Source organism: Lactobacillus kimbladii (assembly GCF_014323605.1).
Lineage (GTDB): Bacteria > Bacillota > Bacilli > Lactobacillales > Lactobacillaceae > Lactobacillus > Lactobacillus kimbladii_B.
In genome coordinates this window covers 1-380 of record NZ_SCMB01000032.1, presented here as the reverse complement: position 1 = coordinate 380, position 380 = coordinate 1, and the positions used below count along the sequence as shown (strand labels likewise).

General features: G+C 61.1%; 1 protein-coding gene. It reads right to left on the bottom strand.

Annotation, left to right across the window (positions count from 1 at the left end):
• Nucleotides 1-144: 144 nt before the first annotated feature.
• Nucleotides 145-380, bottom strand: a 236-nt coding sequence (locus ERK18_RS09375; RefSeq protein ID WP_222710147.1) for a hypothetical protein, incomplete at its 5' end; no start/stop codon positions are given.

The window sequence follows — 380 nt, the reverse complement described above, 5'->3', positions numbered from 1 at the left end:
CCCTTTGCCTTGCCTAGGACTGGGCAAAAACCACCAAGATCCAGGCTCCCGACAAACGTTTCGTTGGCGCAGATACGAAAACTCCCGCCAAAAGCGGGAGTCCTCGAGTGACCGGCAGGCGCCGGAGTGCCGAACCAGAGCGCCTCAGGGGCGATCGTCGACGGTGTCCTTGGCCTGCGGCGGGATCAGGTCCTCGCTGGTCAGGTTCAGCCAGATCAATACCACGTTGGCGATGTAGATCGACGAGTAGGTACCCGCCATTACACCGACGAACAGGGCGATGGAGAAACCGAACAGATTGTCGCCGCCGAAGAACAGCAGCGCGGCGATAGCCAGCAGCGTGGAAACCGAGGTGGCGATGGTACGCAACAGGGTCTGGC